Source organism: Roseovarius sp. 10, assembly GCF_033100315.1.
Lineage (GTDB): Bacteria > Pseudomonadota > Alphaproteobacteria > Rhodobacterales > Rhodobacteraceae > M30B80.
Genome location: NZ_JAWLVH010000001.1, coordinates 1,209,706 through 1,234,706 on the forward strand (window position 1 = coordinate 1,209,706; position 25,001 = coordinate 1,234,706).

Annotated in this window: 26 protein-coding genes, 1 tRNA gene and 1 other RNA gene; 13 read left to right on the forward strand and 15 right to left on the reverse strand. The window is 56.6% G+C overall.

Annotation, left to right across the window (positions count from 1 at the left end):
- Positions 1–13 precede the first annotated feature (13 nt).
- From RYZ18_RS06140 to RYZ18_RS06160, 5 genes are all read right to left on the reverse strand, one after another.
- Complete coding sequence (locus tag RYZ18_RS06140) at positions 14–1,837, reverse strand: M3 family oligoendopeptidase (RefSeq protein ID WP_317655534.1); 1,824 nt, start codon at positions 1,835–1,837, stop codon at positions 14–16.
- Between the two features lie 102 nt (positions 1,838–1,939).
- The gene (locus RYZ18_RS06145; protein ID WP_317655535.1) at positions 1,940–2,947 is read right to left on the reverse strand and encodes an endonuclease/exonuclease/phosphatase family protein; all 1,008 of its coding nucleotides are present in this window, start codon (positions 2,945–2,947) and stop codon (positions 1,940–1,942) included.
- Positions 2,948–3,640 carry a molecular chaperone DjiA gene (locus RYZ18_RS06150; RefSeq protein WP_317655537.1) on the reverse strand — a complete coding sequence of 231 codons (693 nt, stop codon included), beginning with the start codon at positions 3,638–3,640 and terminating at the stop codon, positions 2,948–2,950. It abuts the gene before it with no gap.
- A gap of 60 nt (positions 3,641–3,700) precedes the next feature.
- A complete protein-coding gene (locus tag RYZ18_RS06155; RefSeq protein WP_317655539.1) occupies positions 3,701–4,180 on the reverse strand; it encodes a GNAT family N-acetyltransferase in 480 nt (159 codons plus the stop codon).
- A 33-nt stretch (positions 4,181–4,213) separates the two neighbouring features.
- Positions 4,214–4,831, reverse strand: coding sequence for a VOC family protein (locus tag RYZ18_RS06160; protein ID WP_317655541.1), 618 nt, complete (start codon positions 4,829–4,831; stop codon positions 4,214–4,216).
- 111 nt (positions 4,832–4,942) lie between these two features.
- Here RYZ18_RS06160 and RYZ18_RS06165 point away from each other — a divergent pair, with 111 nt between their 5' ends.
- The 5 genes from RYZ18_RS06165 to RYZ18_RS06185 all read left to right on the forward strand — a co-directional run bounded on the left by RYZ18_RS06165 (position 4,943) and on the right by RYZ18_RS06185 (position 9,445).
- The gene (locus RYZ18_RS06165) at positions 4,943–5,536 is read left to right on the forward strand and encodes a 5-formyltetrahydrofolate cyclo-ligase (protein WP_317655542.1); all 594 of its coding nucleotides are present in this window, start codon (positions 4,943–4,945) and stop codon (positions 5,534–5,536) included.
- Between the two features lie 10 nt (positions 5,537–5,546).
- Positions 5,547–6,359 (forward strand): TIGR00282 family metallophosphoesterase, encoded by an 813-nt coding sequence (locus RYZ18_RS06170; protein ID WP_317655543.1) that lies wholly within the window; start codon positions 5,547–5,549, stop codon positions 6,357–6,359.
- An 84-nt stretch (positions 6,360–6,443) separates the two neighbouring features.
- Positions 6,444–8,225, forward strand: a complete 1,782-nt coding sequence (locus RYZ18_RS06175; protein ID WP_317655544.1) for an SLC13 family permease — start codon at positions 6,444–6,446, stop codon at positions 8,223–8,225.
- A gap of 15 nt (positions 8,226–8,240) precedes the next feature.
- On the forward strand, positions 8,241–8,624 hold the full coding sequence (locus tag RYZ18_RS06180; RefSeq protein ID WP_317655545.1) for a hypothetical protein: 384 nt from the start codon (positions 8,241–8,243) through the stop codon (positions 8,622–8,624).
- 80 nt (positions 8,625–8,704) lie between these two features.
- A complete protein-coding gene (locus RYZ18_RS06185; RefSeq protein ID WP_317655546.1) occupies positions 8,705–9,445 on the forward strand; it encodes a YebC/PmpR family DNA-binding transcriptional regulator in 741 nt (246 codons plus the stop codon).
- 60 nt (positions 9,446–9,505) lie between these two features.
- Here the strand turns inward: RYZ18_RS06185 and RYZ18_RS06190 are convergent, their stop codons facing one another.
- Complete coding sequence (locus RYZ18_RS06190) at positions 9,506–10,213, reverse strand: HAD family hydrolase (protein ID WP_317655547.1); 708 nt, start codon at positions 10,211–10,213, stop codon at positions 9,506–9,508.
- Between the two features lie 149 nt (positions 10,214–10,362).
- The gene (locus RYZ18_RS06195; RefSeq protein ID WP_317655548.1) at positions 10,363–11,292 is read right to left on the reverse strand and encodes a DMT family transporter; all 930 of its coding nucleotides are present in this window, start codon (positions 11,290–11,292) and stop codon (positions 10,363–10,365) included.
- Between the two features lie 124 nt (positions 11,293–11,416).
- Between RYZ18_RS06195 and RYZ18_RS06200 the strand changes: the two genes are divergently transcribed.
- Positions 11,417–12,274, forward strand: coding sequence for a LysR family transcriptional regulator (locus RYZ18_RS06200; RefSeq protein WP_317655549.1), 858 nt, complete (start codon positions 11,417–11,419; stop codon positions 12,272–12,274).
- Positions 12,275–12,281: 7 nt separating this feature from the next.
- Here the strand turns inward: RYZ18_RS06200 and rpoH are convergent, their stop codons facing one another.
- Positions 12,282–13,175, reverse strand: a complete 894-nt coding sequence (gene rpoH, locus RYZ18_RS06205; protein ID WP_317655550.1) for an RNA polymerase sigma factor RpoH — start codon at positions 13,173–13,175, stop codon at positions 12,282–12,284.
- Positions 13,176–13,456: 281 nt separating this feature from the next.
- On the opposite strand from rpoH, the gene RYZ18_RS06210 reads away from it, so the two are divergent.
- Positions 13,457–15,043 carry a gamma-glutamyltransferase family protein gene (locus RYZ18_RS06210; protein WP_317655551.1) on the forward strand — a complete coding sequence of 529 codons (1,587 nt, stop codon included), beginning with the start codon at positions 13,457–13,459 and terminating at the stop codon, positions 15,041–15,043.
- Here the strand turns inward: RYZ18_RS06210 and RYZ18_RS06215 are convergent.
- Positions 15,040–16,071, reverse strand: coding sequence for an RluA family pseudouridine synthase (locus RYZ18_RS06215; protein WP_317655553.1), 1,032 nt, complete (start codon positions 16,069–16,071; stop codon positions 15,040–15,042). The two genes, RYZ18_RS06210 and RYZ18_RS06215, sit on opposite strands and share 4 nt — an antisense overlap.
- On the opposite strand from RYZ18_RS06215, the gene RYZ18_RS06220 reads away from it, so the two are divergent.
- Entirely contained in the window at positions 16,070–16,399 is a 330-nt protein-coding gene (locus RYZ18_RS06220; RefSeq protein ID WP_317655554.1) for a DUF6476 family protein, read from the forward strand. The two genes, RYZ18_RS06215 and RYZ18_RS06220, sit on opposite strands and share 2 nt — an antisense overlap.
- 21 nt (positions 16,400–16,420) lie before the next feature.
- On the opposite strand, the gene RYZ18_RS06225 is transcribed toward RYZ18_RS06220, so the two are convergent.
- A tRNA-His gene (locus tag RYZ18_RS06225) sits at positions 16,421–16,497 on the reverse strand.
- Positions 16,498–16,637: 140 nt separating this feature from the next.
- Here RYZ18_RS06225 and RYZ18_RS06230 point away from each other — a divergent pair.
- On the forward strand, positions 16,638–16,826 hold the full coding sequence (locus RYZ18_RS06230; RefSeq protein WP_317655555.1) for a DUF6324 family protein: 189 nt from the start codon (positions 16,638–16,640) through the stop codon (positions 16,824–16,826).
- On the opposite strand, the gene RYZ18_RS06235 is transcribed toward RYZ18_RS06230, so the two are convergent.
- On the reverse strand, positions 16,827–17,285 hold the full coding sequence (locus tag RYZ18_RS06235; RefSeq protein ID WP_317655556.1) for an MmcB family DNA repair protein: 459 nt from the start codon (positions 17,283–17,285) through the stop codon (positions 16,827–16,829).
- Between the two features lie 96 nt (positions 17,286–17,381).
- On the opposite strand from RYZ18_RS06235, the gene ssrS reads away from it, so the two are divergent.
- Positions 17,382–17,537, forward strand: a non-coding RNA gene (ssrS, locus tag RYZ18_RS06240) — 6S RNA.
- Positions 17,538–17,552: 15 nt separating this feature from the next.
- On the opposite strand, the gene RYZ18_RS06245 is transcribed toward ssrS, so the two are convergent.
- The 3 genes from RYZ18_RS06245 to RYZ18_RS06255 form a co-directional block, all read right to left on the reverse strand.
- On the reverse strand, positions 17,553–17,864 hold the full coding sequence (locus RYZ18_RS06245) for a hypothetical protein (RefSeq protein WP_317655557.1): 312 nt from the start codon (positions 17,862–17,864) through the stop codon (positions 17,553–17,555).
- Positions 17,865–17,975: 111 nt separating this feature from the next.
- Complete coding sequence (gene nusB / locus RYZ18_RS06250; protein ID WP_317655558.1) at positions 17,976–18,473, reverse strand: transcription antitermination factor NusB; 498 nt, start codon at positions 18,471–18,473, stop codon at positions 17,976–17,978.
- 106 nt (positions 18,474–18,579) lie between these two features.
- A complete protein-coding gene (locus RYZ18_RS06255; RefSeq protein WP_317655559.1) occupies positions 18,580–19,170 on the reverse strand; it encodes a riboflavin synthase in 591 nt (196 codons plus the stop codon).
- A 257-nt stretch (positions 19,171–19,427) separates the two neighbouring features.
- Here RYZ18_RS06255 and RYZ18_RS06260 point away from each other — a divergent pair, with 257 nt between their 5' ends.
- The 3 genes from RYZ18_RS06260 (at position 19,428) to RYZ18_RS06270 (ending at position 23,892) form a co-directional block, all read left to right on the forward strand.
- A complete protein-coding gene (locus RYZ18_RS06260) occupies positions 19,428–20,684 on the forward strand; it encodes a capsule biosynthesis protein (RefSeq protein ID WP_317655561.1) in 1,257 nt (418 codons plus the stop codon).
- A gap of 126 nt (positions 20,685–20,810) precedes the next feature.
- A complete protein-coding gene (locus RYZ18_RS06265) occupies positions 20,811–21,884 on the forward strand; it encodes a polysaccharide biosynthesis/export family protein (RefSeq protein ID WP_317655836.1) in 1,074 nt (357 codons plus the stop codon).
- Entirely contained in the window at positions 21,874–23,892 is a 2,019-nt protein-coding gene (locus RYZ18_RS06270) for a capsular polysaccharide biosynthesis protein (protein ID WP_317655562.1), read from the forward strand. The genes RYZ18_RS06265 and RYZ18_RS06270 overlap by 11 nt, the downstream gene beginning before the upstream one ends.
- Here RYZ18_RS06270 and ribD read toward each other — a convergent pair.
- A complete protein-coding gene (gene ribD, locus RYZ18_RS06275; RefSeq protein WP_317655564.1) occupies positions 23,889–24,998 on the reverse strand; it encodes a bifunctional diaminohydroxyphosphoribosylaminopyrimidine deaminase/5-amino-6-(5-phosphoribosylamino)uracil reductase RibD in 1,110 nt (369 codons plus the stop codon). The two genes, RYZ18_RS06270 and ribD, sit on opposite strands and share 4 nt — an antisense overlap.
- Positions 24,999–25,001: the final 3 nt, after the last annotated feature.

Genomic DNA, 25,001 nt, shown 5'->3' on the forward strand with positions numbered 1-25,001 from the left:
TGGTGGCGCGGGGTTATTCCATCGCCTCTAGCTCATCAATCATGCTTTCAATCATAGACAGGCCCTTATCCCAAAACGCAGGGTCAGAGGCGTCAAGCCCAAAGGGCGCAAGCAGGTCTTTGTGATGCTTTGACCCGCCTGCCTTTAGCATATCGAAATACTTCTCCTCAAACCCGTCTTGGCCCTCCTCATAAGCCGCATAAAGTGCGTTCACCAGCCCATCGCCAAAGGCATAGGCATATACGTAGAAGGGCGAATGCACGAAATGCGGGATATAGGCCCAGAAGGTTTCATAGCCTTCCATGAAGTTAAACACAGGCCCAAGGCTTTCGGCTTGGACGCTCATCCAAAGCGCGTTGATATCGTCAGGGGTCAACTCCCCCTCGCGCCGCGCCGCATGGAGTTTGCATTCAAAATCATAAAACGCAATTTGCCGCACGACTGTGTTGATCATATCCTCAACCTTGCCCGCCAACATAACCTTGCGCGCAGCTTGATCTTTGGCCTCAGACAACATTCTGCGGAAGGTCAGCATCTCGCCAAAAACGCTTGCCGTCTCCGCCAAGGTCAAAGGCGTGGAGGACAATAATTCCCCCTGCCCTGCCGCCAGACGCTGATGCACGCCGTGGCCCAATTCATGCGCCAAGGTCATCACATCGCGCGGTTTCCCCAGATAGTTGAGCATCACATAGGGATGCGCATCGGCCACAGTGGGATGCGCAAAGGCACCGGGCGCTTTGCCCTCTTTCACCGCCGCGTCAATCCAACCATCGGTGAAAAACGGCTCGGCCAATTCGGCCATGCGCGGATCAAAGGCTGAATAAGCCTCGGTCACAATACGGCGCGCCTCGATCCATGGTACGATGCGCTCATCCTCCATCGGCAGGGGCGCGTTGCGATCCCAGACCTCTAAGGTCTCAAGGCCCAGCCACTTGGCCTTAAGCGCGTAATAGCGGTGCGAAATGCGCGGATAGGCCGCCACGACCGCGTTGCGTAGCGCCTCGACCACCTCGGGCTCGACATGGTTGGCCAAATGCCGTGCCGCCTGCGCGGAGGGCAATTTGCGCCACCGATCCTCGATCTCTTTTTCTTTGGCCAAAGTGTTATGCACCCGCGCAAAGAGGGGTAATTGCGCAGTGAACCCCTTTACCAAGGCGCGCGCACCCGCCTCGCGCTTGGCGCGGTTCTGCTCAGATAGGCAATTGAGCGTGGCCTCAATCCCCATCACTTCGCCATCCACCTTAAAGCTCATGCCTGCGATCGTTTCGTCAAAAAGACGGTTCCATGCAGCCGCCCCCACGACCGATTGGTCATGCAGGAATTTCTCCATCTCGTCAGACAGCTGATAGGGCTTCATCGCGCGCATCCGATCAAAGACGGGGCGATACCGCGCCAGTTCGGCATTCGCAGCCAACAACGCCTCAAGATGGGCTTCGTCCAAACGGTTAAACTCAAGGCTAAAGAATACCAGCGCAGTGGTCGCGTTGGTGATCTTGTCCTGACAATCGGACATGAATTTCGCGCGGCCTGCATCAGTGGTTTTTTGGTAATAGCGCAAACCTGCAAAGGACATGATCCGCCCTGCCACCATGTCGATCTTTTCATAGCGCAGCACGCAATCCAGCATGGCCTTGGCATCGAGATTGGCCAATTTGCCCTCGTAATCCGCGGCAAATGCCGCGCATTCTTTGGTCAAAAATTCCATGTCGCGTTTGAGTTCGGGCGCATCAACCGATGGGTAAAGGTCGCTCAAATCCCATTCGGGCAAATCCGCCCATGCCCCGCCACCTGTCTCAGACTGGGCATCGAATTGGCGGGGATCGGTATGATGGGTCATGTCACTGCCTTTGATAAACTGCGAAATATCTTTCCCAAGATATGCGGTGCAAACCCCGCGCCCTCAACCCCTAAGGCGCAGATTTCCTCTCAGGGCGCCAAGTTAAAGGTCAAGATCAACCACAACGGGGAAGTGATCGGATGCCACCAACAGCGCTGTGCGCAGATCAATATCCGCGTAGCAGGCGGCATCCTCGAACGGATGCCAGATGCGCCACTGCCCCCGTTTGGCGCGCAAATCGGGGCTAACCATGATATAATCTAGCAGCGCTGACAGATAGCGCTTTTCCTCTGGGATATAAAACCGCGCGCTGGTTTGTGTTGCCGCAGTTAGGCTTTGCAGCGCGCGCGCGGCATGCGGATCAAACAATTGTTGCGCCCGCGGCAGATCGCAGCCCAAAACAATCTCAAGCGAGGAGCGCCCAAACAGTTTTTCATATTCATCCAAACCTGGCCCGTCATTGAAATCGCCCATCACAATCAAGGGATCACCTGCGGCCAAATGGTCATCAACACGGGCACGCAACCAGATCGCTTGGGCCAGTTGTTTGCGCCGATTGGCGATGGCGAGGCGCATCACCTCCTCGGGGCTACGGGCCCCATGCGGGGCTTTGGATTTCACATGAACACCGATCATGCGCATTGCGCCTTTAGCGGTTGTCACGGCGACCTCAAGCGGCGGCTTGGAAAAGCCAATCACATCGGCGCGCGCATCAATATCGAGATCAATTCGGAATTTTCCGTCAAACCGCGGCGCGGCCTCGCTCGCCACGGGATCATGGCGCACATCCATCTGATCAGGATCATACAAAAGCGCAATTTGCTGTTGTGTGTCGTTATCAAATCCTTTGATAGCCTTACGGCAGCGCAGCTCAAATCGGGCCGCAAAATTTTCAAGGGCACGCACTGTGTCGCGGGATTTTTTGGTGTCTGGGGCTTCGATGATCATCACCGCATCGGCATTTAGCTCGATGAAAACCCGCCCCAAGGCCCGCACTTGATCCGCGCGGGTGATTTTATAGCGCGATGACCATGTGCCATCTTCAAGCAAGCTGCCATCATCCGAAAACAGCGCATCAAACCATTCGACATTGTAGCTGGCGAAGCGCATCTATCCCCCCTGTCGGGTCTGGGATTTTACAATCTCATCATAGGCGCGGTTGATCGCCGCCATTTTATGAGCAGCAAGGTTAACCGCTTCGGGCGGCACGCCACGGGCCTGCATCTGGTCTGGGTGGTTTTCCCGCACAAGCGCGCGATAGCGGCTGCGAATGTCCTGTGCACTGGCCTCAGGGGATATGCCCAAAATGGCAAAAGGGTCTTGCGGCGCATCTGGGATAAATGTTGCGCGCAGGGCGGAAAACCGCGCAGGCGAAATTCCAAAAATCTCGGCCACTCGCGCCAAAAATTCATCCTCAGCGGGGTGATAGTGACCATCGGCTTGGGCGATATGAAACAGACCTGAAAGCAGATCCTCTAAAATTGGCGCAGCGGGCTCAAACATCCGTGCGATGCGGCGCGCGTAATCCTGAAATCCTGCTACATCCTCGCGCGCTAGGTTGAAAACACGCGCGGCAGCAGCGGTATCCGCCGCAGGAATATGGAACACTTGCCGAAAGGCTGCGACCTCATCACGGGTGACTTGACCATCCGCCTTGGCCATTTTTGCCCCAAGCGCGATGACTGCGATGGTAAAGGCCACACTGCGCTCGGGCGGACGGCGCAGGCGCTCGAACAGAACCGAGAGGCTTTCACCACGGGCGAGGGCGGATATGGCATCCGATATTTTGGCCCAGATCGACATGGGCCTAGCCATAGCTTGTTTGGCAGGGCTTGTCAGAGTTTTTTGGGCTTTTGCCGCCACTCAAAGATCTTTCTGCATCAAGACCAGATCGTGCCAGCGTTCAAATTTCCACCCCATGCGCGGCATCCGCCCCGTTTCGGTATATCCCATGGATTTATGAAATTTCTGCGCGATGTCATTTTCGCCACCAATACCCGCAACGAAACGCGCGATGCCTGCCTTTCGCCCTTCGTCCTCAAGGGCCGATAGGAGGCGGGGGCCGAGCCCGCGTGCGCGCGCCGATGGGGCCATCAAGATCGTATGTTCTGCGATAAACCTATAACCATCCCCCCCGCGAAACGGGCCAAAGCGCGCGAACCCAATGACCCGCGCCCCTTCAACCATCACAAGGGCGCATTGATCGGTGAGGATATGTTCCACATCTTCAACCGTCTTGAGCGTGCTTGTGAATGTATAGGCCGTGTCACGGATCACATGGTTCCAAATCTCAAGGATCGAAGGAATATGCGCGGCACGGGCGGGACAAATTTCTGGGGTCATTTTGAAGGTGTCGATTGTTGAGAGAACCACAATTTAAAGAACCACAGTGCCAGTTTCGGTCGCAAGCGTTACGGAAATCTTAGGCGTGTCCGCCTTGGCGATAGACAAGCGGGTATCCGCGAAAAGAGGCGCAAGCGCGGCCCGAAGCGCCTCCGCCTGTGGCGTTTCTAGCGCGAGCGCCTCAAGTCGCACCCCAACCTCATTCAGGCGCGTTGCAGGGTGGCCGCCCGATTGCCATTCGATCAGCGCAGGAAACAGGCCATCAAACGGCAAAATCCCATCTTCAGGGATCGTCATGCGCCACCGCAGATCACCACGGCCCAAATTCCAGACCTTGCCCACAGGAAAGGGAATTTGCGCCAAAGCAGCGTCCAAATCTGTCACTGCGCAGACCCAAGACCGCGCCCGCGGCGCGCCAGAGAACCGATCCAAATCAAACCAACGCGGTTGCGAAGGTGCGGGAATGTCTGGGCACGGGGTAATCAGTTCCAAATATTCCGAAGGCCCAAGCCCAATGAGGCGATTATGAGTGCCCATATCCATATGCTGACCGCCGCCTTGAAAGGTCAGGCCATGGGCCGCGGTCAATTCTGCCTCGGCGCCAGCCAAGTCTTCTGCGGCGATTGCCACGTGATCTAATACCATCATCATCTTCAAGTCGCCTTTATGCAGGGTTATGGTCGCGCGCAAACATCCTTGCGCCCTTGCACGACCTTATGATCGTGTTGAATGAAGATTTCGGCGCAAAGGCAAGAGGCAAAAATGACAACCCCGAATGACAAGGCGCTCTTGCGCAAATCTGCCTTCGCCGCGCGTAAATTGGCCCATACCGAATTAGGGCCTGCGCCTGAGGCCGCGACCGCGCGACTTTTGGCTGAAATCGGGCCAGTCGAGGGGGCAATCATCGCCGCGTATATGCCCATCCGCACGGAAATAGACCCCCGCCCTGCAATGGCACGTTTGGGGCAGAAAAATCGCCTCTGCCTTCCCGTAATCGTGGCCAAGGATGCGGCGCTGCTGTTTCGAGAATGGGCTTATGATGGCCCGTTGATCACGGGGGAATTTGGCGCAGAAATCCCGCCAGAAGGGGCAAGCCTGATCCCTGATATCGTGATTGTTCCTTTGGTCGGGTTTGACGATCATGGCCAGCGCCTTGGGTATGGGGGCGGGTTTTACGACCGCAGCCTAGAAGGTCTGCGCGTAGCAAAGCCTAATTTGCGCGCGATTGGCTTTGCCTATAGTGCCCAACGATTTGGCGGCTTGCCCGTTGAGCCAACAGATCAACCCTTGGATGTGGTCGTCACCGAAAGCGGCCTTCACCATGCTGCGCTTGCGCAAAACACCAAAGGGGACTAGGGGTTTCCCCATGAAATGCCTTTTCTTAGGAGATGTGATGGGCCGCGCGGGGCGCGCCGCCATCACCACCCATCTGCCGCGTCTGCGCGAAGACTGGAAACTTGATTTCGTTGTTGTGAATGGCGAGAACGCCACTTCGGGCATGGGACTGTCGGGTGGGCATGCGAAAGATATTCTGGCGGCTGGGGCTGATTGCATAACTTTGGGCGATCATGCGTTTGATCAAAAAGATATGTTTGGCTTTATCGAAAATGAGCCGCGCGTGATACGGCCCCTGAATATCTCGAAAGCGGCACCTGGACAGGGCGCGCGTATTTTCACAGCCCCCGGTGGGCGCAAAGTATTGGTTGCGCAGGCCTTGGGTCAGGTGTTCATGAAACACCCTTATGATGATCCCTTCTCAGCCCTTGATCCGATCCTAAAGTCGCATCCTTTGGGCGGCATGGTGCAAGCGGTCATCGTGGATTTCCACGCTGAAGCGACATCCGAGAAAATGGCCATGGGCCATTACTGCAATGGCCGCGCGAGCCTTGTTGTGGGCACCCACACCCATGTGCCGACCGCAGACACGATGATCCTGTCAAATGGCACCGCCTATCAAACAGATGCGGGGATGTGCGGCGATTATGACAGCGTGATCGGGATGGATAAGGCCGAGCCGCTGCGCCGTTTCCTGACCCACATCCCAAAAGAGCGTTTCAGCCCTGCCCTCGGTGAGGCGACCTTATCAGGGGTATACATTGAAACCGATGACCGCACAGGCCGCGCCACTGTCGCGCGCGCGGTGCGGGTCGGCGGCAAGCTGTCTCAGGCAACTGCGTGAATAGGGTGCTTGCGCTCTCCTGATCAGATGGGGAAGATGGGGCTGTGGGCGGGCTGACCTTGGCCCGCACAAGCGAGGGTGCCAATGCTAGACTTGGGACTGACACCAACGGGTGAGGCGATTACAACCCTGATCATTTTGGTTGGGATGTTCATCCTATTCCTGCGCGAGACCTACCCGACCGAGGTGGTGGCCATTGGTGTCGTTGGCCTGCTCCTGGTCACGGGTCTTTTGCCCTATAGTGATGGCTTGGCGGTTTTGTCGAACCCCGCACCATGGACAATTGCGGCCATGTTTATTGTCATGGGGGCTTTGGTGCGAACAGGGTCGCTTGATCGGGTGACGCGTTTGGCGGAAACCACGGCCAAAACGCATCCGAAATTGGCGGTGACGCTTTTGCTTGGTTTTGCGGCTTTGGCCTCGGCCTTTATCAACAACACGCCCATTGTGGTCATCATGATCCCGATTTTCGTGCAGGTCGCGAAAATCCTCAAACAATCTGCGTCTAAACTTTTGATCCCGCTGTCCTATGCCGCAATCATGGGGGGCACGCTGACATTGATCGGCACATCAACCAATCTTTTGGTCGATGGGGTGGCGCGCAGTCAGGGATTAGAGCCTTTCACGATTTTTGAGGTAACCCCGCTTGGCCTTGTCGTGGTCGCATGGGGCATGATTTACCTTGCCTTAATCGGGCGGCATCTGTTGCCTGATCGCGCCTCTATGGCCACGCTTTTGGGTGGCAATCGGGCCAAAATGAAATTCTTTACCGAAGTGGCCATTCCAGAAGACAGTGCGCTGATCGGGCAAAATGTCACCGAGGTCGAGCTGTTTACCCGAGACGGGGTGCGTTTGATTGACGTTTTGCGCGGGGATGCCTCGCTGCGGCGCAACATGGACGGGGTCACGTTACAGTTGGGCGATCGCGTGGTTTTGCGCACCGAGATGGCCGAGCTGTTGGGGATGCAAAGCTCAAAAGACCTGCGCACGATTGATAAGCTGTCTTCGGTGGAAACCACCACTGTTGAGGTTCTGATTACACCTGGGTGCCGCATGGTGGGCCGATCCCTCGGGTCTATGCGCCTGCGGCGGCGCTATGGCGTTTATCCATTGGCAGCGCATCGGCGGAACCAAAATATCGGTCGGCAATTAGATGACTTGGTTGTGCAAGTGGGCGATACCCTGTTGTTGGAGGGCGATCCCGCCGACATCCAACGCCTTGCAGCTGACATGGACATGGTCGATGTCTCAACCCCATCCGAACGCCCCTATCGCCGCGAGAAAGCCCCAATCGCGCTGTTGGCTATGGCAGGCATCGTGGTTTTGGCCGCGCTGAATTTGGCCCCTATTTTGCCCTTGGCCGTCTTAGCCATGGCCGTGGTTCTGATTGCGCGCTGCATTGACGCCGAGGAAGCGTTCTCTTTTGTCGAAGGACGGCTTTTGGCTTTGATTTTCGCCATGCTGGCTGTTGGCGCAGCGCTTGAACACACGGGCGCCATCGAGCTTTTGGTTGGCAGTCTTGCCCCTTGGCTTGAAAATGTGCCGCCCGTGGTTCTGATTTGGACAATCTACTTCATCACAACACTTCTGACGGAACTGGTGTCCAATAACGCAATCGCCGTGATTATGGCCCCGATTGCCATCGCGCTTGGGCAAACGATGGGGGTGGATCCGCGCCCCTTGGTCGTGGCGGTGATGATTGCAGCCTCTGCCTGTTTTGCGACGCCGATTGGATACCAGACCAATATGCTTGTTTACGGGCCTGGGGGCTATCGCTTTACCGACTATCTCAAAGTGGGTATCCCTTTGAATATATCCTTAGGTGTCGTGGTCTGTTTGACCATTCCTCTGCTTTGGCCACTGTGAAAAGGATGGTTCTTGATGACACGCAATTTTGCACTTGTGCCTTTGGTTTTTGCGCTTTGTGCTTGCGCGCTTTCCCAAGCGAACCCAAACCCTACGGACATCCGCCTGTCGCGTGGTGACTTAGAAGTGCGAATGAGTGATGGAACAACCTGCACCGCAACCGCGCCCGAAGCGGATGTGACGCTGTGGCAAGGGGCGCTTGAGGGCTGCCCTGATGGCTTTGGCTATGTGGTTGAGATTGACCCGCGCAGCAATATCTTGCGCCGCGTGGTCGAATTGGTGGTCAAATCGGTGGCACCCGAAGCAGAGCTTCCCCCAGTGGCAAGCGTGACCATCACAGATGCGCGGGGCCAGACCTACGAATTTGTATCACCCCGCCCCGTGGCTCCCATTCGCTGATCATCCCGAAAGCCGCGCTTGCGCAATCTGGGCCGCAGGGCTAAAACCCCGCGCGAGTTTCAAACACAAGGACGCATGCCATGGCAGGCCATTCAAAATGGGCGAATATTCAGCATCGCAAAGGGCGGCAGGACAAGCTGCGCTCTAAGCTGTTTTCTAAGCTGGCAAAGGAAATCACCGTTGCCGCGAAGATGGGCGACCCCGATCCTGATAAAAACCCACGTTTGCGCCTTGCCGTGAAAGAAGCGAAGTCAAGCTCAGTGCCGAAAGACGTGATTGAGCGCGCGATCAAGAAATCGCAAGGCGGCGATGCGGAGAATTACGAAGAAATCCGTTACGAAGGCTATGGCCCCAATGGCGTTGCGGTCATCGTGGAAGCCATGACAGACAACCGCAATCGCACCGCATCAAATGTGCGTTCGACCTTTAGCAAGAATGGCGGGAATTTGGGCGAAACAGGGTCGGTTTCCTTTATGTTCGACCGCAAAGGTCAGGTCAGCTATCCCGCCTCAGCAGGGGATGCAGATAGCGTCATGATGGCCGCAATTGAGGCCGGGGCCGAGGATGTCGAAAGCAGCGAAGATGGTCATATCATCTGGTGCGCCGACACCGACCTGTCGGATGTTTCGACCGCCCTTGAGGATCAATTGGGGGAATCGGAAAGCACCAAATTGGTCTGGCGTCCCCAGACGACAACACCGCTTGATCTTGACGGGGCGCAGAAGCTGATGAAGCTGATTGATGCGCTTGAAGATGATGACGATGTGCAAACCGTCACAGCGAATTTTGAAATTCCTGACGAGATCATGGATCAACTGTGATCTGATCTGCCCGCATGAGAATTAAAAAAGGCTGGCCATGTGGCCAGCCTTTTTTGCACCTTATTCAGCGGCGTGTTGGCCCTGCCCGTCAGCGCCGGGTCTAACCAATTTTGTAATATCCAAAATATGCAGCAAGGGCAGGTCAGCAGGAAATTCGCCCTCTTCTGCCAAACGGCTGGGAAAACCCACCACATGACACCCCGCATCTTGTGCGGCATAGGCCGCGGCACCGCGATCAACGATTGCCAAAACCTTGTCTGCTGGAACCTCTAGCGCCCTGATGCAGCTTTGCATGGCCTCAGGATGAGGGGCGTGGCGGGTGACATCGCCGCGCAGGATCACAGCGTCAAAGGAAATTCCTTCGCGGGCACGGGCCGTTGCCCCCAAAAGCGCGCGCACAGGCATCAAATCCGAGCGCGAGACAAAGCCAAGACCCCGCCCCCCATGGGCCGCAGCGCGCAGCACATCGCGCACACCCGAACGCAAATGAATGTTCTGAGCCAGTTTCGCTGCAAAGATTTTCTGGTGGGTCGCATCAAGTGCATCAGCACGATGATCTTCACCATGCAGCGCCGCATAGGCCGCCGCCAAATGACGATGCCCCACCTCATGGGTCAGGGATGCATATGTTTCCCATGACCAGAACCAATCTAACCCATGGATCCGAAAGGCCGCGTTCCACGCGGCAAGGTCAAGCTCTGCACAATCGGCCAATGTGCCAAGCCCGCCAAAAATCACCGCATCATAGCCCTGCAACCAGTCAGACATTCACCGCAACTCCTTTGGTTTGACTGAAGCAAATCAACGTAAAGGAACAATGAAATGGCCGACCTTTCTGCATTGCAGCGTGGCAGGCTGGTGCGCGCTTGTGCAAAAAACAAGCGCGATGCCCAAGAAACAGGCAATCCAAAATTCACCTACTTTGTTTGCGGCACCGCTGGCGTGATTTGACGGCGATTCAAGACCGCTTCGCGCCATGTGATAAAGGAAATCGAGCCAATGATAATCGCCCCACCGAAAATCACATAGGGGTCAACCGCCTCGCCAAACACGACAGCCCCCATCGTGGTCGCCCACACAAGTTGAAGGAAGGTCACAGGCTGCGTGACGGTCAAAGGTGCAGCTGCAAAGGCCAAGGTCATGGTGTAATGTCCCGCCGTGGCAAAACAGGCCACAAGGAACAGCCAAAAAATCTGTTCCCATGTGGGTGTGATCCAAACCGCAAAAGCAAAGGGGGCAAGGCCGATGGTCACTGTGACCGACAGCATCCCAACCACCACTGCTGCATCAACCCGATCTGCCATGATTTTGGCGACCAAATAGCCGCCTGCGAAAAACAGGGCCGTGAAAATCATCGCGAAATGCCCCATCGATAATTCGCGAAAGCCCGGGCGCAAGATTACAAGCGCCCCGACAAAGGCCAAAAGCACCGCAAGTGCGCGGCGCAGCGCCATACGCTCGCCCAAGAAAAGCACTGCCATAACAGTGACATAAACAGGGTTCAGATAGTTCATCGCGGTCACTTCAGCGATTGGGATTTGCGTCATCGCATAGAACCAACAAATCACGCCCAAACTGTGCAACGCGCCCCGCAAAGAAAACAGCGCCAGATCCCCCCGCGTCAGGCGCGCGCGCAAAATGGGGCGGATCATCGGGATCAAGAAACCCAAGCCTAAAATATAGCGCAAAAAGGCGGATTGTGCGGGCGGGACATCACTGCCAACATGTTTGACCAAGGCCGTCACCAGAACGAAACAGAGGCCCGTCAACAACATCCACGCCATCCCAATCACGGGGCGCGTGGCTGTTTCTTTTTTGAGGCGTGGGGTGGTCGTCATAGCGCGCATGATGCGCCAATCTCAAAAAACCACAAGCCGCAAAATCCCGCGGGCGTCACGCGATGAAAGTCTTGATTTACCTTCGCATTATTTATAATTATGCCTAATAATTCTATACAAATGCAGGTTTGCCATGTTGGATTATGCTGCGCTTGCGGCTTTTGCTGCTGTCTTGCGGACTGGGTCTTTTGACGCGGCCGCGCAAATCTTGGGCGTCACGCAATCGGCTGTGTCGCAGCGCGTCAAAGCATTGGAGGAACGGCTTGGGTGCAATTTGGTGCAACGCACCCGCCCGGTCCGCCCAACCGAAGCGGGCCAAAGGATGCTGCGCCACATTGACGATGTTACCCTTATGGAAGCTCAGCTGATCAAAGATTTAGGCCTGCTTGCGCCCAATATCAGCGCGCATTTCCGCATCGCTGCCCCAAGCGAGGCGATTAATGGCCTGCTCCTGCGGGCTTTGGGACGCGCGCAAATGCAAAATTTTGAAATCGTGCAGCGCAATTCTGACGATGTGTTGGACTTATTACGGCGCGGCGAGGTGAATGCAGGGATCACAAGCCGCCCTTTGTCGATTTCGGGTGTGGCAAGCTATAGTTTGCCCCCGATGGAAATTGTCGCCTGCGCAAGCCCTGCAATGGTGCGCAATTATCCAGAGGCTGCCATCCTAAAGGCCCCGCGTCTGGTCACCGCGCCAAAATCCTCTCTGCCCGATATTTGGGCCAAGGCACATTTTGGCAATAAGCATGACGCGTTTGGCCCTGCGCGGATCATGCCATCGCTTGGGGATTGCGTGATTGGCGCACAATCGGGGCTTGGCTGGGTCGCGGCCCCGCATGACATGCTCAAAGGCCCCCTTGAAACGGGTAGTTTGGTGCAAATAGGCAGCGGCAGAGCGCGGGCCGAAAAAGCGTTTTACTGGCATCTTCAACAGCGACTTGAAGAGGCCTTTACCCCCCTCATCACAGCCCTGAACGCAGAACCCGCCTGAACGCAGGTTAGGCGGGAATGATCCCGCCTTCAACGGCCAGTTCACGCATTTTCTTTTGCAGCTTTTCAAAGGCACGCACCTCGATCTGGCGCACGCGTTCGCGGCTGACATTGTATTTTCCAGACAGCTCCTCAAGGGTGACAGGCACATCTTGCAGGCGGCGCTGCGCGAGAATCTCACGCTCGCGCTCATTCAAAACTTCCATGGCCTGCTGCATCAAGGCCATACGGCTTTGATACTCATCCCGCTCGGCGTAATCTTCGGCTTGGTTAGCATCCTCATCTTCAAGCCAGTCTTGCCATTGCGTGGCACCCTCGCCATCGCTGCCAATCACCGCATTGAGCGAGGCATCCCCACCCGACAGGCGGCGGTTCATTGAGATCACTTCATCCTCAGTCACACCCAAATCTGTGGCGATTTTGGCGACATTCTCGGGGCGCAAATCGCCCTCCTCCAACACGCCGATCCGCGCCTTCGCCTTGCGCAGATTGAAGAACAGCTTTTTCTGTGCTGATGTCGTACCAAGTTTTACAAGGCTCCAAGAGCGCAGGATGTATTCTTGGATCGCCGCGCGGATCCACCACATCGCATAGGTGGCGAGACGAAACCCTTTTTCGGGATCAAAACGTTTGACTGCCTGCATCAGGCCCACATTGGCCTCAGAGATCACCTCGGCCTGCGGCAAGCCATACCCACGATACCCCATCGCAATTTTAGCCGCCAAACGCAGATGCGATGTGACCAATTGATGGGCGGCTTCGGTATCTTGATCTTCCGCCCAACGCTTGGCCAACATGTATTCTTGTTCGGGCTCAAGCAGGGGGAATTTGCGAATTTCCTGCAAATAGCGGTTCAACCCCTGTTCGGGGGAAGGTGCTGGAAGATTTGCATAGCTGCTCATAAGCATAGGATCCCTGATTTTCGTCTTAATTTGCACGATTTTTTTTAAGAAACCGTGAATGTAACGATGATTAACTTCATCTCAGATGGGAATTTTTATCCCCCATTCAAGGGGAAGCGTGCAGAAAGATCCTAGGCCTACCCCCGCAACCAGCAGCAAACAAGGCATACTGCCATTTTTTATAGCAAAGCTCACGCGGATATGATCGCAATGCGTCCCACCCCTTGTCACGAGGCAGCCACGACATAAGCTAAAGCTCAACGCGTGACGAGGGACAAACCATGCTGAACACCACACAAGGATTTCGGGGCGCCGTGACAGCCCCCCATCATTTGGCCGCACAGGCAGGTCAGGATATTCTCGCCGAGGGCGGCAGCGCCGTTGAAGCGATGGTGGCCATGGCCGCAACAATAGCCGTGACCTATCCGCATATGAACGGGATCGGCGGCGATGGGTTTTGGCTGATCAAACGCAAGGATGCCCCTGTGCAGGCGATTTTTGCAGGGGGCCACTCTGCCGCGTTGGCAAGCCGTGCGTGGTATGAGGCCGCTGGTTTCACCGATGCAATCCCCACCCGCGGCGCCAAGGCCGCGTTGACTGTTCCAGGATCGGTGGATGGGTGGCGCGCCGCGCTCGAAGCCGCCCCAAGCGCCACCCCCCTGCCCCTGTCGCGTCTTCTTGAGCATGCAATCTATCACGCCGAGGCAGGCTTTCCTGTCAGCAATAATCAATCCCAGTGCATCACAGACAAGATTGACGGGCTGAAAGATGTGCCTGGATTTGCGGATACCTATCTGTTTGGCGGTGCAATCCCTGTGGCGGGTGCGCGGTTTACACAACCTGCTTTGGCGGCAACGCTGCGCCAGATCGCGCAAAAGGGCATTGCAGATTATTATCACGGCGATTTGGCCAAAACCCACGCGGCCTTTCTTGAGGCCCAAGGCAGCCCTTTGCGTCTTGAAGATTTCACCGCCTATAGCGCCCGTGCGGTGACACCGCTGTCGGTCAAGACATCAAAAGCCATGCTTTACAACATGATCCCACCCACCCAAGGGATGTCATCACTGATGATTTTGGGGATTTATGATCGCATCCAAACATGGGCGAAAGAAGGGGTCGCGCCTATTCACGCCCTGATCGAAGCCACGAAGCAGGCCTTTATTCTGCGAAATCGTGAATTGGGTGACCTCAGCGCCATGCGGCAACCGCCCGAGACGTTCTTGCAAGATCAGGTGCTAGACGATCTGGCAGGGCAAATTGACCACAAGCGCGCATTGCCATGGCCCTATGAGCCAAAGGACGGTGATACAATTTGGATGGGGGCCAGCGATGCGGAAGGCACATCTGTGAGCTTCATCCAAAGCGTCTACTGGGAATTTGGGTCAGGCCTGACCTGCCCCGACACGGGCGTGTTTTTCCAAAACCGTGGCGCAGGCTTTGGCATGGGCGATGGCCCGAACCAAATCGCGCCGCGCAAAGTGCCATTTCATACCCTCAACCCCGCAATGGCCGTGTTCGAAGACGGGCGCGTCATGGCTTATGGCACGATGGGCGGCGAAGGACAGCCACAAACCCAAGCGGCGATTTTTGCGCGCTATGCCTATTTGGGTCAGGAATTACAACAGGCGGTTACAGCGCCACGATGGCTGTTGGGGCGAACATGGGGCGATGCAACGACCTCTCTGAAACTCGAGGCACGGTTTGGTCCTGACTTGATCACGGCTCTTTCCAATATGGGGCATGAGACAGAAATCTTACCCGATTACAGCGATTTGGTTGGTCATGCGGGCGCGGTTGTCACCCATTTGGACGGCCTGGTTGAGGCCGCGACCGACCCCCGCGCAAATGGCTTGGCCTTGGCGCGCTAAGGTAAGGTTGCCTCAAGGCGAGTGACGAGGGTTGCCATATCCTCGGGCAAATCCGCCTCAAAGCGCATCCATTCGCCACTGGCAGGGTGTGCAAAGCCAAGCGAGGCAGCGTGCAGGGCCTGACGCGGAAATTGGTTCACGGCACCCGCAAGCTCGGGCCCAAACAGCTTTTCCGAAACCCTACGCCGCCCGCCATAGACGGGGTCCCCCACAAGCGCATGACCTGCATGCGAAAGATGCACGCGAATTTGATGCGTGCGACCCGTCTCTAGCCTGCATTCAATCAAGGCCAAGGCATCGTGATAGTTTTGCAAGGGTTTGACCCGCGTCACAGCGTGACGCCCCCCTTGGAACAGAACCGCTTGACGTTGACGGTCAGTTTTATGGCGCGCCAATTGGGTGGTGATTTTTAGGATATTACCATCCTCAAAACTTGTGCCACGCACACCTCGCAGGCGGGGATCAGCGGGGTCAGGGCTGCCATGGCAGAGCGCGATGTAATGCCGCTCGGCACTATGGGCGGCGAATTGGTCGGCCAGCCCATGATGCGCACGATCTGATTTCGCAATGACCAGAAGGCCCGATGTGTCCTTATCGATGCGATGCACAATGCCTGGCCGCTTTTCGCCGCCCACCCCAGATAAATTGCCGCCAAAATGATGCAGCAGCGCATTCACAAGCGTGTGGTCAGGACTGCCTGGTGCGGGGTGGACAACCAAACCTGCGGGCTTATTCACCACAATCAGATCGTCATCCTCGTAGCAAATATCAAGCGGGATATCCTGAGGACGGGTTTCCACCTCTGATGCCTCGGCCACGCGAATGGTGACCTGATCGCCCTCAACAACACGCGCGCGGGCATCTGTGATTGTTGCGCCATTGATCGCGACATCCCCTGCCGCAATCAACCGGGCAAGCCGGGATCGGCTGAGCGCGGCTTCTTCTGGCACATCGCGGCCAAGTGCCTTATCAAGACGAGGTGCAGGCTCTGGCCCAATCTCGAAACTAATGATGCGGAGTTCCGCCATGAACACGCCTTCCTCAGGTGACGATCCCCAATCTGCCGCGCTGCCATCCCATCTGGTCTGGCTGCAGCGTATGGTTTGGGTTTTGACCCTTGTGATGATCTTGGGCCTGATAACGGTGGTTTCGGTTTTTGTCACCCGTTTCCCAAAGCCCGCGCAAAATGAAATCGCCCTTCCAGCTGACCTTACCCTGCCCGAAGGGATCACAGCAACGGCCGTGACCTTTGGCGATGGGTGGATTGCGGTGGTCGATCAAGGCGCGCAGATCATTGTGTTTGACGCGACCACCATGGCCGAAATCGGACGGTTGGACATCACAACCGCGCAGTAACGATAGACAGGGAGAGAGAGATGGTACCGCCTCCCCGGCTTGAACGGGGGACCTCTGGATCCACAATCCAGCGCTCTAACCAACTGAGCTAAGGCGGCACTGTCGGCGGAAATAGCCCCCTCGCGCCGCGATTGCAAGGGGTGGATGACGCGGATATTGTCATTCATGGCGCAAAGGATTAGGGCCTTTGCCGCAAGGGGCAATGCATCCGTGCCTTTTGTCATCTGGAGAGGAAGAGATGAGTATCAATAGCGAAAGCGATATCGCCGCGAATCTACAGATCGGGCCAACAAGCCTTGGGATGGTGCGCATCTATGTCGAGGCCGAAGGTGTCGACCTTCCGCTTGATTTCGATCCTGACGAGGCAGATGAAATCGCCGAAGAATTGCGCCTTGCTGCCGAAGCCGCACGCAAATCGCGCAAATAATCAATAACGCCCCATCGGGTCGCGCATCCGCGCCAAGCGCCGCGCGGCGGTCTGCGCCAGATCATGCGTGATCTTTTTGCGCCGCGCAGGGGCCAGTTTTACCTCTGGCCCCATGCGGATCACTTCGGCATCGTAATCATCCGCAAAGATCAGCCCAGTATCCTCGGGCAGAATTTCGGTTGGGAAATCGGCATCAACCGCCCAGAAATAACGGTCACACCATTCGAGGTAGCCATCCCATTTGCCGTCACTGCGGAAATCAGCCACGCCTGATTTGCACTCGATAATCCAAATTTCACCTTTGGGCCCAAGTGCGATGACATCCACACGCTTGCCCCGTTTGGGGCAAAACTCCTCCAATGTGGTGAAACCAAGCCGCGCGAAATGCCGACACACCCCCCGTGCAAGACGTTGGCCTGCGGTCATTATATCGGACGGGTGCGGATCAGAGGCAGTCATAGTCACATGATTGGAACAAATACGGAACAAAAGCAAGGCTTAGGTCGATCCTGCCCCACTTGTCGAAAGCCAAGGAAAGACCTAAGTGATGTGGTGACGGTTCTGCGCCATTCGTATCTGTGGCAACATTCCGGTGGCCTTAATCATTTCCGAGGGAGCTGGCTCTGTCACGGCCCTGGTCGCGTTACCTGGCACCCACCTGTATATACAGGCTCTCGGGAATTACGCCTCTACGGTGGATGCGGTTCCGTCACCTCAGCCTTAAACTTAGCCGCGCTTATCCTCACGGATACGAACGGGAATTGGCTGCATCTCGGGGGTAAAGGCCCGATCACGGCGACCCTGATCGCCTTTGTCCTCATCTGATAGGGTCATAATGCGATACCCGACTTGCGCCGAACCGAAGGTAATGGTGCAAAAGATATAAAGCATCACAACGGCAAGAACCCCATCAGCGCTGTTCAGAACCAGATGACGCAGATTGGCAAGGTTGAAACCCAACAGCATCGCAACAAAGGCAAAGGCAATCACGGCACCAATGGCCGCGTGGCGTAGAATCAAACGGATATGTTCTGGCATCTCGCACCTCCCTTTGCAGGATAATTTGGGAATCCCTAAAGAGAGGTTAGCGCAAAGAAACGCCAGTGCAACTGCGATTCCTGCGACAGATCGGCCGCATGGCTTTGGCGGTTAAAACGCCTCGGGGCGTGCTTCGCGGGCGATATGATCTAGCACGGCGTTCACGAATTTTGGTTCGCGTCCTTCGGGAAAGAACGCGCGCGCAATATCTACAAATTCCGTGATGATGACCTTGGGCGGTGTATCAGACCCAACCAATTCCGCCCCAGCCGCGCGAAACAAAGCACGCAAGGTGGGATCAATGCGGTCAATCGGCCATTTTGCAACCAAGGCGCGATCAGTCATTTGGTCGATCTTGGCCTGACGCGCCACAGCATCCTCAAGAAGCTGGGTGAAGAGGTCGATATTGCCCTCAGCCATTTCTTCGCCATCGAGAACCGCACCAAAGCGATGCGCCTCGAATTCGCGGCGCACGGCGTCCACGCTTTGGCCAGAATGCTCCATCTGGAAGAGGGCTTGCACCGCATATAGACGGGCTGCCGATTTCATCTGCCGCGCATTTTGTGGGGCAGTCTCTCGGCTAGGGGTGTCATCTGACGGGGTGCTCATCGGGCTTGTATCAATCCTTGGGGCGCAGCATCTCGCGCGCGCATCATCTGTCATAAGTTGCGCCGCATCTAAGGTGCTTCGCGCGGCGCGTCAACGCAGAGAGGTGTTAACCTCTCCAATCCTGCAATCGGGCGACATAGCGCGCGAGCATATCAATCTCGATATTCAGGCGCGCACCCACCGCCATTGCCCCCCATGTTGTGACCGATTTCGTGTGGGGGATCACATTCACGCCGAACACATCGCCGTCCACTTCGTTCACGGTCAAAGATGTGCCATTCAGCGCGACCGATCCTTTTGGCGCGATAAATCCGGCCAAATCGCGTGGTGCGCGAAATCGCATACGGGTGGATTGGCCTTCGTCATACATTTCAATCAATTCAGCCACGCCATCCACATGGCCCGAAACGATATGGCCCCCCATCTCATCACCCAAGCGCAAGGCCCGCTCAAGGTTGATGTGATGCCCCTCGACCCAGTCCGAAATCGTGGTTTTCGACACGGTCTCGGCCGAGATATCGACCGCGAACCAATCCTCACCCAATGACACAACCGTCAAACAAACGCCGTCACAGGAAATCGAAGCCCCGATATCAATGCGTGTCGTGTCATAATGTGTAGAAATGCGCGCACGCAAATCCCCGCGCGGCTCTAATACCGTGACCGTTCCGATATCTGTGATGATGCCAGTGAACATCGGCCCGCCTTTCGTTTGAGACCCTCTTTGTCCCTCTGCCTAGCGCCGCCCCTGCCTTAGAGCAAGAGCGTGCCCCAAAAGCTGCGCCAAATTTGTGCCACAATTCAGCCCTACTGCAACCACCATCTAAGCGCATGATTTTCGTGGGATGTGCCCAAGCATCCTCAAAATAATAAGGCTCGGCACGGGCGGTGCCACTCTCTATTCCCCAATGCGCGCTTTGTGCGCGCCTCCCCTTCGGCGTGTAAAAGGTTACGATGCAGCGCAAGTTTCTTTTTCTTCAGGGGCCTCACGGGCCCTTTTTTTCGGAACTTGCGCAGCAATTGACCGCGGCGGGCGCAATATGTCATCGCATCGGGTTTAATCGCGGCGATCAGGCATTTTGGCAAGATCGCAAGACCTATACCCCCTATCTTGAAGCGCCTGATGAATGGCGGACATGGCTAGCCACGTTTTTGCGCGAGACACCCTTTAGTGATCTTGTTCTCTATGGCGACACCCGTCCAATCCATGCCACGGCCATCGCACTGGCCAAGGCACAGAAAATGCGGATCCATGTTTTTGAGGAAGGGTATCTGCGGCCCTATTGGGTCAGCTATGAACGCGGGGGGGCCAACGGAAACAGCCCGCTGATGGATATGCCGATGTCGCAAATCGAAGCAGCGGTGATCGGACGCGAACCCGACTTGACCGATATTCCTGCCCGTTGGGGGCAATTGTGGCACCACATTTACTATGGCGCAGTCTATCATTGGTATGTCTTAGCGTTGAATCGCGCCTATCGGCAGTTTCGCCCCCATCGCAGTCTAAGCGTGGCGGGGGAATTCCGCCTTTATCTGCGCCGTATGACCCTTGCGCCCTTTATCTATTTGCACCGCCATTTCGCCACCCGCCGCCTGCAATGGCAAGGACGCCCTTATCATCTGGTTCTTTTGCAACTGGAACATGATGCCAGTTTTCGAGATCACGGGCCCTTTGCCAATCAACGCACCTTTTTGCAGGAAGTGATGGCAGGTTTTGCCAAGGGCGCCCCCTTACATCATCATTTGGTGTTCAAAGCACATCCCCTCGAAGATGGACGCAGCCCGATCCCACGCATCTTGCGCGATCTAGCGCGCGAGTATGATCTCACAGGGCGTGTGCATTTCATTGATGGTGGCAAATTGGCCGCGCTTTTAGACGAGGCCTGCTCGGCCCTCACTGTGAATTCAACCGCCGCACAACAGGCGTTGTGGCGGGGTCTGCCGCTCAAGGCCTATGGAACCGCAGTCTACAGCAAACCCGAATTTGTTTCCAACCAAGACACGGCATCTTTCTTCGAGAACCCCGCAAAACCCAATCACGCAAGCTATTTGCTTTTTCGGCAATTCTTGATGGAAAGCTCGCAAATTCGTGGGTCGTTTTATTCCGCGGCAGGGCGGGCACAATTGCTGCGCCGCATGGGGGATTTGATGCTATCCGAGGCAGACCCCTATCAGAAATTACTGGCCCCCACAAAGACGCCAAAACACTAGATCAATCCTACATGATATGTTAGGATAATAAAAAAATATAATCGAGGCAGTTATTTCAGAAGGAGCCGTCACGTGTTCAAGCAGGCTTCAAAAGGGGCGCGCCTTGTCGCGCTTGTTGTTGCGGCAATGCTTGCAGGGTGTTTGCCGCGATCAGGGCCAACCCGTGGTCAAATCTTTGCAGGCTCTGTTCAGCGCCAAGGCGATGCCTTTGTGGTCGAGGTGAATTCGCGTGTAACCCGCGCGACCTCAGTGACCGAGGCGCTTGGGTTCCCGACCGAGTTCATCACGGCAGGGATTGGCAATGCGGACATCATCCAACCAGGGGATGAGATTAGCCTGACCGTTTATGAAAACGTGGATGATGGCCTATTGGCAGGGCAATCTGGCAATGCCACAATCCAAGAAGTCCAAGTGGATGGCGCAGGCAATATTTTCGTGCCCTATGCAGGTCGCATTCGCGCCGCAGGCAACACGCCCGATCAATTGCGGGAAATCTTGACCCGCAATTTGGACGAGCAAACCCCAGACCCCCAAGTCATCGTGCGCCGCACTGCGGGCGATGGGTCGACTGTGTCAGTGGCAGGCACCATTGCCAGCCAAGGCGTCTACCCAATCGAGCGCCCTAACCGCACCTTGTCGGGTATGTTGGCCGTTGCAGGCGGCATGACGGGCGACCCTGATATTTCTCGCGTCACGGTTTTGCGCGGTGCGCATCGCGGAACAATTTGGTTCAAAGATCTCTATGAAAACCCAGAATTGGATATCGCTCTTCGTGCGGGCGACCGAATTCTGGTTGAGGAGGACAGCCGTTCCTTCACCTCGCTTGGTGCGACAGGCCAACAAACACGGGTCGATTTCGAGAGCCAAACGATCTCCGCAATTGATGCCATTGCAACAGTGGGTGGCCTGAACTCGAACCTTGCCGATCCAACAGGGGTTTTCGTACTGCGCAACGAGCCTGAAACCATCGCGCGCAATGTATTGGGCCGCAATGATCTGACGGGCACGCAGCGGATGATTTATGTGCTGGATCTGACCGCACCCACGGGCATGTTCGAGGCGCGCGATTTTGTGATCCGCGATGGTGACACGATCCTCGTGACCGAAGCCCCGTTTGCGCAATGGTCTAAGGTGTTGGGTGTTGTGACCGGCACGCTGTCGACTGCTGGGGCCATCACCAATTTGGCGAATGGCAATTAAAGCCTGCACCTTTGACGCACAGCCAAAATCCCCCGCCCCAAAAGGGCGGGGGATTGCAGTCACGGCGGGGTTTTTCACCAATCGCCGCATCCATCGTATCCTAACACTGGCAGGATTAACCCCAAGCCTCTGCCCCCCGCATCGCGCGGAGGCTGTTTTGGCATGGGGCAATGGCAGATATGCCGCGCGCGCCGAACGCACCGCAACGCGATGCGCGCTGCCGCTGATCCGCGTGGAGGAGGCATTTTTGCGTGGCCTTTTCCCGGGCCGCACAGGCGAAGCACCGATTGGCCTCGTGCTAGATCGCAGCGGCATCTATTATGATGCCCGCCAAAGCAGCGATTTAGAAACCATCCTGCGGCACAATCCTTTGGATGATAGCGCCGTTTTGAATAGGGCGCGCTCTGTCATCGCACGAATGCGCGCGTGCCATCTGTCAAAATTTAGCGCCACAGACCTTGATCTGCCCCCTCTGCCTGCAGGCTATGTGTTGGTTATCGACCAAGCCCGTGGTGACGCCTCAATCACAGGGGCCATGGCCAATGCTTCGCATTTTCAGGAAATGTTGGCCACCGCCCGTGCCGATCATCCAAAAGCGCATATCGTCATCAAAACCCATCCCGAAACCGCCCGAGGATTGCGGGCAGGGCATTTCACGCCCGCAGTTATAGGTGGATTTGACGATAACATCACCCTGCTTGATGCCAACTATTCGCCATGGATTTTGTTCGAAGGGGCAATCGCGGTTTATACTGTCTCAAGCACAATGGGGTTCGAGGCCATTTTGGCGGGGCATCGGCCCGTGACCTTTGGCGCACCTTTTTACGCGGGATGGGGCCTCAGCGATGATCGTCTGGGTCAAATGCCAAGGCGCAATCGCAGCCTGAGCCGCGCACAATTGGCTGCGGCGGCGCTCATCCTCTATCCAAAATGGTATGACCCCCATCACGACAGGCTGTGCAACATCGAAGATGTCTTGGGCCATCTCGAGGCCACAGCCCGCGCGTGGCGCGAAGATCGAGGCGGCTACACAGCCTATGGCATGAGCCTATGGAAGCGCAGGCATCTGCGCCGCTTTTTCAAGGGGCCAATCCGTTTCGCGCAGGGGCCCGTGAACCCCAAGAGCACGCCCCGCCCAATGGTTTGGGCCGCACGCGACAACACGAAATCCACAGCGATAAGGGTTGAGGATGGGTTCCTCCGCTCAAATGGCCTTGGCGCAAGGCTGATCCCGCCGCTAAGTCTGATCTGCGATGATCTGGGCATACATTATGATCCAAGCCAACCTTCACGCCTTGAGGCTTTGATCCGCGACACCACGCCCCTGCCTGAGGGGCTTAGCGCGCGGGTCGAAACCGTGCTGACGCTTATCCGCAAAACAGGGGCCAATAAATACGGGCTTGCTGATCCTATCACCCCTGCCCTGCCGCCCCGCGATGGACGGGCACGGGTCTTGGTGGTGGGTCAAGTGGCCGATGATGCCTCAATCCGCCATGGCGCAGGCGATATTCGCAGCGACCGCACCTTGGCCGAGGCTGCACGGGCACGATTTCCCGATGCTGTCCTGATCTACAAACCCCACCCCGATGTGGTGGCTGGCCTGCGTGAAGGGGATACAGATCTTGGGCCTTTGGTCGATCACATCGTCCTCAAGGGCAACCCCACCAAGCTGCTCGCCGAAATTGACCGGGTTATGACCATCTCCTCAACTTATGGGTTTGAGGCGCTTTTGCGGGGGGTTCCCGTGACCACAACAGGCATGCCCTTTTATGCGGGATGGCGGCTAACGGATGATCTTTTACCACGACCCGAGCGGCGCAAAGGGGTGCAGCCTGATCTTCTTTCGCTGACCTATGCCGCGCTCATCGCCTATCCGCGATATTATGATCCGATCATCAATAGCCCTTGTAGCATTGAGGTGGCGCTTGCCCGTCTCAAAGATCCACAACGGCGCAGCCCCATTCTGACGGCAATGGATCGCCTAAATCGTCTGCGCAAGGCGTTTTAGACGCGCAACCATTGGCTGAGAATATCCGCCCCAACCACACGATGCGTAAGGCGCGAGAACCGTGGTGCAGCGGCAAGTTCGGAAATCCCTAAAGCACCAAGCGCGGGCTTCCCCTCGGCACCAATCAGGCTGCCTGCGGAAAATACACTGAGACGATCCACCAAATCCGCCGATAACAGACCTGCGGCCAAAGCCCCCCCGCCCTCGCAGAAAACGGAGGTCAGACCTGCATCCCCCAACGCCTGCAATGCGGCGTTCAACTCAAGATGCCCCCCTTGGGACTGGGCAAGCGGGATCAAATGCGCCCCTGCCTCGCCCCAATAGGCACAGGCCTCATGCGGGGCGTCTTGGCCATGGACAAGCCAAAGCGGCGCCTTCGCGATAGAGGCTTGCAAGCGCCCCCCACGCGGCAAATCTAACCTGCGCGAAAGGATAACGCGCAACGGCTGATGCGGGCTGCCAATATCGCGCAAGGTGAGGTCAGGGTCATCGGCCCGCGCGGTGGCGGCACCGATCATCACGGCATCATGGCAGCCACGCATGACATGGGTCATACGCCGCGCCTCAGGACCCGTGATCCAGCGGCTTTCGCCACTGGCCGTTGCGATGCGACCATCAAGCGTTGTTGCCAGTTTCAAATGCACCAAGGGCCTGCCGCGTGTCACACGCATGAAAAACCCTGCATGGGCCTGCGCAGCTTCGGGCGCGGCAATATCGGTCGTCACAGATATACCCGCGTCACGCAGCCGCGCGATGCCCTGCCCCGCGGTGCGCGGGTCGGGATCATCTTGGGCGATGACCACACGGGCCACCCCTGCCTCGATCAAGGCCATGCTGCAAGGCGGGGTTTGGCCGTGATGATTGCACGGCTCAAGCGTAACATAGGCAGTCGCCCCCCGCGCGCCTTCCCCCGCTTGTGCCAAGGCTTGCGTTTCGGCATGTGGCCGACCCGAAGGTGCGGTCACGCCCCGCCCGATGATCAAGCCATCTTTAACAATCAAACAGCCAACAGCAGGGTTTGGCCAAGTGCGACCTTGCCCGCGCTGTCCGAGTGTCAGCGCGGCCCGCATGAAGCGTAAATCTTCTTCCTGCGATGCCGCGTTCATTGC